The 6,751-nt window shown below is 21.0% G+C and carries 6 protein-coding genes; 1 reads left to right on the top strand and 5 read right to left on the bottom strand.

Annotated elements, in window-relative coordinates; genetic code table 11:
- Positions 1 to 321 precede the first annotated feature (321 nt).
- The 5 genes from OC710_RS00180 to OC710_RS00160 form a co-directional block, all read right to left on the bottom strand.
- Entirely contained in the window at positions 322 to 840 is a 519-nt protein-coding gene (locus OC710_RS00180; protein ID WP_152908760.1) for a hypothetical protein, read from the bottom strand.
- Positions 841 to 940: 100 nt separating this feature from the next.
- Positions 941 to 2,032, bottom strand: a complete 1,092-nt coding sequence (locus tag OC710_RS00175) for a metal ABC transporter permease (protein ID WP_004995253.1) — start codon at positions 2,030 to 2,032, stop codon at positions 941 to 943.
- Between the two features lie 3 nt (positions 2,033 to 2,035).
- On the bottom strand, positions 2,036 to 3,088 hold the full coding sequence (locus OC710_RS00170) for a metal ABC transporter permease (RefSeq protein WP_004995255.1): 1,053 nt from the start codon (positions 3,086 to 3,088) through the stop codon (positions 2,036 to 2,038).
- Complete coding sequence (locus OC710_RS00165; protein WP_004995256.1) at positions 3,085 to 3,837, bottom strand: metal ABC transporter ATP-binding protein; 753 nt, start codon at positions 3,835 to 3,837, stop codon at positions 3,085 to 3,087. Before OC710_RS00165 ends, OC710_RS00170 begins: the two co-directional genes overlap by 4 nt.
- 1 nt (position 3,838) lies before the next feature.
- On the bottom strand, positions 3,839 to 4,843 hold the full coding sequence (locus OC710_RS00160; RefSeq protein WP_051049964.1) for a metal ABC transporter solute-binding protein, Zn/Mn family: 1,005 nt from the start codon (positions 4,841 to 4,843) through the stop codon (positions 3,839 to 3,841).
- 923 nt (positions 4,844 to 5,766) lie between these two features.
- Here OC710_RS00160 and OC710_RS00155 point away from each other — a divergent pair.
- Positions 5,767 to 6,225 (top strand): hypothetical protein, encoded by a 459-nt coding sequence (locus OC710_RS00155; protein WP_054598462.1) that lies wholly within the window; start codon positions 5,767 to 5,769, stop codon positions 6,223 to 6,225.
- Positions 6,226 to 6,751: the final 526 nt, after the last annotated feature.

Raw genomic sequence — 6,751 nt, 5'->3', positions numbered from 1 at the left:
TTCAAATTTTTGGATTTGGCAGTTCTAGTGTATATGTTGGTTTATTAAATGTATCAGGTAGTTAAAATTTTTTTAATAAAATAAATAAAAACTATTTATAGCTTTTTAGACTATAAATAGTTTTATTTATTAAATAATATTAAAGATATTGCTAATGATTTTAAATTTCAAATTTTTGGATTTGGCAGTTCTAGTGTATATGTTGGTTTATTAAATGTATCAGGTAGTTAAAATTTTTTTAATAAAATAAATAAAAACTATTTATAGCTTTTTAGACTATAAATAGTTTTATTTAAATTTTTTTAAAATTATTTATTTGAATTATTTGTTTAAAAAGAAATTTATAGCGCGAACTATTTGGTTATTAATATATTCAGTTGTAAGAAATTTCATAACTTCGTCTCTTACTTGACTGCTTACTGATGATTTTATTTGAGCAAATAATACTGTTATAAATTCTCTGTTTATTTCATCAGGTAATATAGTTGTATAATAGTTTGCTGGCAAATTATCATCACTTTTATATGATGGATCGAATTTCTCTGATCCTGTCCATTCTTCAACACCAAATTCATCTTGGAAAATATAATTAATGTAAGTTTGTGCTGCTATTTTAACTGGATGCGATGGTATATCTTGGGTATCTTCTATTATATTATATTGCATTAAAGATAAAATTTTTTCCTTTTTATCTATAGCTGAAGATACAACTTGGTCAAAATATTGACCTTTATCATAAGCTTTTATAGACATTTTAGAATTGTTAATAGTGAAAATGGTTAATAGACACGTTAAACTCACTGAGAAGAATAAAATACTATTTTTTATTAATTTCAACAAAAAAATAGTCCCCCTTTTGTTAAATGTTTATTCTTCAGTATTATTTTATCTATGGACGATTTCATTCTAACATTTTTTGTTTTTAAAGTAAAGTAAATTATTATCTTGTGGTTTGGGATTGTATAAAATGTTTTCCTAGAGGACTAATGATGATTTTATCATAATTATGTACAACATAATTATATTTAAAAGCTTTTTTTATACATTGTTTGAAAATTTTATTATTCCATTTTAAATCTTTTTGTATAATTATTAATTGTTGTTTAAATGGTTGATTTTGATGATTTTCCAAATGAATTAATAAATTTAACATTAAAAAATTTTTTTTCTGTTGATGATTTTTTATAATTGTTGTTATTATACCTTTTCTTTGTTCAAAAATTAAAACTAATAAAAAATGTATTAAAGTAATAATGGCTATTAAACTAGCTATAGGAATATCCCATAATATACCTAAAAAATATCCTAAATTAGTATTTATCAAACTTATCCATAAAGATAATAAAAATCCCGACCACAAAGTTGATGTTAAAAGAATAGCAGTCATAGCTGGTCCTATCATACAAGCTATTACCATAATAGAACCAACGATATCGAAGCAAACAACTACTGTTAAAGAAACTAAAGTCATCAATAAGTAATTAATAATTATTGTCGAAAAACCTAGTAATGAACATAAGCATGGATCAAAAATGAAAATTTTAATTTCTTTAAAAAATAAAAAAATAAACACTAGGTTAATAATTAAAATTGGTAGGATTTTATATATTTGTTTTAGGTTAATTAATTCTACATTACCTAAAAATACTGCGTCTGTATCTATGTGTACATTACGTGTGTAGTTGCTAATTATAATAATAGCTATTGAAAATAAAAATGTTAAAATTATGCTAATAGCTCCGTCTGATGAAATTTGAGCATGTTTTTTTAGTATTTCTATTAAAATAACAGTAATTAATCCAATTAAAATAGCTCCTACCATTAACCATGGTGAATCTAAATTGCCAGTTATTAAAAAAGCTATTACTATACCTAATAATACAGTATGGCTAATAGCATCTACTGTCATAGTCATTTTTTTTAATACTAAAAAAATACCTAAACTAGCTAAAGCTAATGAAGTTATAGTTAAAATTAAAAATACATCCCATTCAAATTTGTTGGCGATTTGATTTAAATATTTTATCATCATATTTTAAATTTCCTTATTAATTAATTTTTGAATTATTTTTTCGCCTTTAGAAGTAATCATAATTTTTTTATTTATACAAATAAGATATTTTTGTTGGAATAAAAATTTTTCTAAATTAATTTTTTTATTACATGTATTTTTTAAATAAATATTAATTAATGATTTGAATTTTTGTAGATTTTTTAGATATTTTTTGTGTCGGAGGTATTTAGTTATTAAACTTTTTTTTGGTGATAATAAAAATGTAGCTATGATTAAAATATCGGTAATTATTATAATAATAGGTCCTGTAGGTATATTTGGTATTTGGTAACTAACAAAAATACCTATTAAGCTAACGATAGCAGTGATTATAGCTGATAAGATGGCGTTAATATGAAGCTTATTACTGAATTGTAAAGAAATTATTCCGGGTAAAGTTATAAATGAGCTAGTTAAAATAACCCCCATTAATTTCAAACTAATTATAATAATGCTAATTAATAATATATTTAGAATAAAATTAATTAATTTAATATTAAAACCAATACTACGAGTAAATATAGAATCGAAAATAAATATTTTGAATTCTTTCCATAAAAAAATAATAATAACGCTAGTGATGATAGTCATTATAGTTATATAAACAACATTATTATAAGAAATAAGAGCTATTTGCCCTAATATAAATTTTTCTAAAACGGCAATTTTATTGCTAGAAGATATTTTTTGAGCTAGAGCTATTAAAATATTACCTAATCCAAATAAAGAAGATAAAATTAGCGATAAAATCGCGTCTATTGGCAAAATGGAATATTTTTTAATTAATTCTATTAATCCTATAGCTACGATTGAAGATATAATAGCGCCTATCCATAAAACCCATTCATTTGTTTTTTGAGTTAATAAATACATTACTACAATACCAGGTAAAATAGTGTGCGCAATAGTATCACCCAACAAACATTGTTTGCGTAAAATCATAATAATTCCTATGACTCCTGAAGCGCAACCTAATAAAGCAGCTCCTGTAAAGAGTTTAATATTGGTATAGTTCCAAAATTCTGTAATATTCATAATATTTCGTTTATTTTCCGTCCTTTTGGATTATTTTGAAAAGTTCGATTAATATTATCAGATGTAAAACATTTTATAGTTTTACCGCTAGCTATTTTGTATAAATTAAGTAAAACAATATGATCAAAATATTCTTTAACTGTATTTAAATCATGATGTATTAAGATAATTGTTTTTCCTTCTTTTTGTAATGTTTTCAAAATGGAAATTATTTTTTTTTCTGTTTGTAAATCAATACCTTGTAAAGGTTCATCTAATAGATAAATTTCTCCTTGTTGCGCTAAAGATCTTGCTAAAAAAATTCTTTGTTGTTGCCCTCCGGATAATTCTGAAATTTGACGCTCTTTAAAATCTAACATATCTACTTGTTTTAATGCTTGAATAGCGATTTTTTGATCTTTTTCAGTTGGCCTTTTAAACCATCCTAGATGTCCATATCTTCCCATTAAAACTATATCTAAAACTGTTGTTGGGAAATTCCAGTAAGCTTCATTTCTTTGCGGTACATAAACTATTTTTTTTTGTATATTTTTATAAGGTTGTCCGAAAAATAAAATTTCTCCTGAAATTTTTGGAATAAGTTCTATTAAAGTTTTAATTAAAGTTGATTTGCCAGCTCCGTTAGGACCTAGTATAGCGGTAAAAGAACCTTTTATAATTTCTAAATCTATATCCCAAAGAACAGGTTTTTGGTATTGATAAGAAACAGTTAAATCTTTTATTTGAATAGCTATTTCTTGTGTTTTCATTTTATTTTAACTCCTGACTAATAATATCAATATTATGTAAAAAAGTACCTATATAACTAGACATTTTAAAATACTGATTTGTGTCTGGTAATTGTTTATAATTTGGATCTTCTTCGGTACCTAATGAATCTGAATATAATTCTTGGTCACTAATTTTTATTTTAAAATTGGGTTTATAATTGTTTACCGCTTCTATTAAACTATCAAGATAATTATGTGGAACTGATGATTCTATAAAAATAGCTTTTACTTGGTATTTTGTTATAATTTGAGCTATTTTTTCGATATCACGAGGAGAGGTTTCGGTTTGTGTTGATATTCCTTGTATAGAATATAATCCTTTAAATTGATTTTCTTTAGCTAAATAAGAGAAGGCATCGTGAGCTGTAATTAGTATAATTTTTCTATTTTCGAAAATTTTTTTAGTATATTGTTTTAAATAATTTAATTGTTCTTGGTATAAATTAAAATTATTTTCTAGTGATTCGAGATCTTGTGATTTAGATAATTTCGATTGCAATTGTTCTTTTAGATTTTTTAAAACTTGTTGCCATAAATCGATACTAAACCAAATATGAGGATCTTTTTGACCTGTTTTTTCGTCTATAATTAATTGATCATTTTTAATAGCTTGAGAAGCGGACCATATATTAGAATTAGGAGCTATTAAAGAAAATGAGTCTGTCATTTTAGATTCTAAATGTAATCCGTTAGTTATAATTAAATTAGCTTTTTTTATAGCTATTCTATCGGATTGTTTCATTTTATAATTATGAGGATCAACTCCAGGACCCATTAAAACATAATTTTTAATATTATTAATTTTTTGATATTTTTTATTTTTTGGATTTTCCTTTTTATCAACATTTCCTATTAAATGATTAACTAAATCATTTAGTAAATTAGTTGTAGAAGTAATAATTATTTTTTCATCTATATTATTGCGGGGATATACCGACATTGCATAAAAAATAATATAAATATTTATTATAGTGAAAAAAAGCATAAATATAAACCAATTACGATTTTTATTGGGTAAAAAATTTATCATTCTTAATCTAAGTCTAAATTTAATTTTTTTAAATTTAATACACCTTTCTAAATACTATATTTATAGGTAAATTTTATATTTATTATAAATTGCAAAATATTTTTAAGATTAATTATATTTTTTTTGAATTTTGAAAATAATATTTTATTTTTTTGGTTTACTTTTAAATTAAAATTACAAAAATATATTCATTGATATTAATTTTTTAAATTTCCAAAAATTTTATTTTTTTAATAAAAATTAAAAAAATTTTTTTAATTTTTGTGAGATGTAAATAATATTTATGATATCCGATATAACTTGTATAGTTAAATAAATTAACGATTATCACTATAACAATATTTAGCTTAATTTTAACACATATTTATTTTAATGTCAAACCGAATAATATATTAATTTTATATTTCATATTTAAGTTATTAAATTGATTTTCATTTGAGAATTTTATCATATATTTTAATATTTATTTAAATAAAAATATTCAACAGATTATATTTTATGTATTTATAAATTATAATTAGTTTTTTTATTTTTAAAAATTTTTGGTTTTTTATAAGGTATTTTTAGGATTATCAAATTATAAATATGGTATAATTTAGTTGTTCTCGAATTTATAAATTTTTATGAAATTATTTCAAAAAAATTTCTTTTTAGTTTATAAAATTATTATTTTTTAAACAATAAAAACGAATAAAATTATTATTTATATGATTATTTTTATAAAAAAGAAATTATTTTTGAAAATATTATTTAATAAAATTTATATTAACTATTATATTTAAATATCTCATCTGTGCAATAATGCTTAAAAAAAGCAATAATTATTTTTATTTTTAATTTTTAAATAAAATATATTGTAGAGAGATAAGAGGTTAAAAATGATTTTAAAATCTAAAAAAATAAATCATTTATCTGGTTTTATATTGTTTTTATTAATTATTTTTTTGTTTTTTACTTTAATATCCATTATTACTTTTGCGTTTAAATTATATAATAGTAGACAATCATTAAATAATTATTCCAATGAATCATATTTATCCAAATATATTGATAAACCTAAAAAAAATATTGAAAATACTAATATACCAACTAGTTTATTTAGAAAAATTAATGGAATTGATATTGAATTTAAATTTTTAGGTTATTTAGATGGTGTAGATGAAAAAGGTAATATTAATATTATTTATGAAGGTTCTGATGCAAATTTAAGACTAAAATGTTATATTAATTTTAAAACTAAACAACATTTAGAAGAAAGTGTGTATCAGCGTTTACCTGGAGACGAGTGGCATGCGGTAACAATGGATTATTTCCCTCCTGTTAACAAAAATATTTAATTAAATTAAAAATAACTAATTCGTTTTTTATATAAAAGTGGTTTTTTATATAATTTAGGCTATTTAATATTTAATAAATAGCTTTTTTTATGAATAAAAAATATAATTAATGTTATAAATGATACACAAATTATAATTTATTACTTTGAAATTAATAAATTATTTTTATTTTTGTAAGATGTTTTTTTTGAAATGAATGAAGTCATTAATATTTTTTTCTTTTTGATTAATTAAAAAAAATTGTTTTAATAAAAATAAAAATTTTAGCTATTATATGATATAATTTCTAGTCAATGTTGCAATATATTGTTATATTAGCGAAATTTTAACTATAAGATATTTTTTGATTTTAAATTATTAATTAATTTATATTAATTAAAAATTAACGTTTTACTAATTAAATTGCAAAATTAAAATTTTTTTGATATTTGAATCAAAAAATGTTATAATTTGCACAGTTGTATTATCATTATTTAATATTTGATAAATTTTTATATAATTAAATTTTATATTTTTTTCAAACTAA

The sequence above is a fragment of the 'Vigna radiata' phytoplasma genome (assembly GCF_030586915.1).
Lineage (GTDB): Bacteria > Bacillota_I > Bacilli_A > Acholeplasmatales > Acholeplasmataceae > Phytoplasma > Phytoplasma australasiaticum.
The sequence above is the reverse complement of the archived record's forward strand: the minus strand, read 5'-3'. Positions and strand labels throughout refer to the sequence as shown.